This is a genomic window from Mesorhizobium sp. M7D.F.Ca.US.004.03.1.1 (assembly GCF_003998635.1).
GTDB classification, from domain to species: domain Bacteria; phylum Pseudomonadota; class Alphaproteobacteria; order Rhizobiales; family Rhizobiaceae; genus Mesorhizobium; species Mesorhizobium loti.
In genome coordinates this window covers 1-2,371 of record NZ_RZQG01000893.1, presented here as the reverse complement: position 1 = coordinate 2,371, position 2,371 = coordinate 1, and the positions used below count along the sequence as shown (strand labels likewise).

The 2,371-nt window shown below is 63.8% G+C and carries 2 protein-coding genes and 1 pseudogene; 1 reads left to right on the top strand and 2 read right to left on the bottom strand.

What is annotated here, in order from left to right:
• Positions 1-1,131, bottom strand: a 1,131-nt coding sequence (locus EN935_RS31485) for a PAS domain-containing protein (protein ID WP_127373989.1), incomplete at its 3' end; no start/stop codon positions are given.
• Between the two features lie 225 nt (positions 1,132-1,356).
• Between EN935_RS31485 and EN935_RS31480 the strand changes: the two genes are divergently transcribed.
• Complete coding sequence (locus EN935_RS31480) at positions 1,357-2,055, top strand: RibD family protein (RefSeq protein ID WP_127266097.1); 699 nt, start codon at positions 1,357-1,359, stop codon at positions 2,053-2,055.
• Between the two features lie 82 nt (positions 2,056-2,137).
• Here the strand turns inward: EN935_RS31480 and EN935_RS31475 are convergent.
• A pseudogene (locus tag EN935_RS31475) lies at positions 2,138-2,371 on the bottom strand (NAD-dependent dehydratase); the annotation flags it as partial.

The window sequence follows — 2,371 nt, the reverse complement described above, 5'->3', positions numbered from 1 at the left end:
CGAGATGCGCAGGATATCGCGATAATCGGCACCGGGTATCCGGATGTCGGCTGTCTGTGGAAACATGGCAATGTATTGGGCATTGCCGAGCACCAGTTTGCCATCCCCGTCGAACATCACCAGGCCGTCGGCCATATGCGTCAAGGCGTCCGCCAGCCGGACACGGCTTTCAGCCAGTTCGTCCTCCAGTTGCTTGCGCGTGGTGATGTCGCGATTGTGCGTGATCAGCCCGACGATGGTTCCGCTGTGATCCCGGAACGGCGCTTTCAGCGTCGACAGCCAACCGTCGGGTCCGTCTTCGTGATGAAGGCGCTGCTCGATGGTGGAGGGTACGCCGCCCGCGAGAATGGCGAGCTCGTCCTCGTGGAATTTCCGGGCTGTTTCCTGCGGATAGAAATCGAAATCGGTCTTGCCGATCAGCGCCTTGGCATCCACGGCGCGCATCAGCCTTGCGGTAGCCGGATTTGCGGCGATAAACCGGCCCTCCAGATCCTTGACATTGAGGCAATCGGGCAGAGCCTCGACGACCGCCTTGTAGATGCGCCGCGATTGCAGTGCCTCGATGCGGCGGCGTTCCTGGTAGAGCGCAAGTCCCGACAGCATGATCGAAAGAAAGATCAGCAGCGACGTCGGCAGCGCCACTTGCGGCAGCACCGTCTGCATGATCTCCCGTGGCAGGGCGAGCAGGCCGAGCGGCGAGCCGGCGGCGGCCGTTGCGGCCAGGATCAGGATGTCGACCCGGCCGGGCGCGCGGCCGCGCAGGGCGAGATGGCCGGCAATACCGATCAAGGTGGCGATGGCGATCCCCATGGCGCCGGCGAACACGCCGATACCGCCTTCATGGAAACGGAACGCGACGGCGGCCAGCCCAGCGATGACACAGGCCACGGGACCGCCGAAGAAGCCCGCCAGTGCGATCATCGTGCCGCGCAGATCGACGAAGAGGCCGGGCTGCAACTGCATCGGCGTCAGCATCAGGATGACGGCGCCGGCCCCCATCAGTAGGCCGAAAGCCGTCGCCCGCGTCAAAGCCGCCCTGCGGTCCAGCCACACATGGGTGTGGATCCAGACGGAAACGAACATCGCTACGACGGCGAGATTGGCCAGCAATTCGGACCAGGGTGAACCCATGCTTCACGCGTCCATTGGTGCGTCGGCCACAGGCGACGCGGCCCTTGTGGATACGCCCCGCAAGAAAACAAAGGGTTACGGCGCGGGTTTGGATTGTCGCGATATCCGCATAAGGCATAAGAGTGCGTGGCCGGGCCAATAACCTGTTCGCTGCTTCCATTCTTTCGGCCCAGCGCTACCTTGGACTGAGCCTGAGCTTTCAAAACCCCTGACATGAGAAACCGCATGAAGCCGCAAATCATCTGCCATATGCTGGCATCCCTTGACGGCAGCCTCCACCCCAGCCGCTACACCAACAGCCCCGACGGCAGCCGGGCCGAGTGGTCAAGCCTCTATGAGCACATCCACAACGACCTCGCGGCTGACGGCTGGATCGTCGGGCGTGTCACCATGGCCGAGATGAGCAAGGCCGGCGCGCATCCGCCGGCCAAAGCCGGCAAGGTCGACCGGCCCTATCATTTCGCGCAAATGGGTGCGGGCAGCTATGCCGTGGCGCTCGATGCCTCGGGCAAGCTTCACTTTTCCAAACCGGACATCGGCGGCGATCATGTCGTGGTGCTGCTCGGGCATGCCGTGGCCGACAGCCATCTGGCAGAACTTACCGCCGACGGCGTTTCCTATATCGTCGCGGAAACGGCGGACATGGATCTCGCCGCGATGCTCGAGGCGCTCGGACGTGAACTCGGCATCCGAAGGCTGCTGCTCGAGGGCGGCGCCGGCATCAACGGCTCCTTCCTCGCGGCCGGGCTTGTCGATGAGCTGAGCCTTCTCGTGGCGCCTGCCATTGATGGGCGCGCAGCAAACCAGGCCTTCGTCGAGTTCGGCGAGAGCGGCCTGGCGGGCAAGACGCAATTGTCTCTGAAGAGCTGCGCGGCGCTGGCGCATGGGCTCGTCCATCTGCGCTACGCAGTTACTCCTGGATGATGCGCTCGTACAAAAAGGGTCGGCAATCTGACTGAGATTACCGACCCTATATCGTCCGCTTCAGCGCCGAGGTTTCAGCCCGTCAATCGGCGTATCGCATGGCGTCGAGATCGGCGATCAGCGTCGGGCCGGTCGGGTGCCAGCCCAGCCGTGCCTGGGTCAGTGCGCTGGAGGCCGGCAGATCCATCGGCGCGAACATCGCCATCCAGCCGAAATGCTCCGCCGCCTTTTCCGGCGCGATGGAAACGACCGGCAATTTCAGGCCCCGGCCAAGCGCCTCGGCGATTGCACGCATCTCGACACCTTCCTCGCCGAC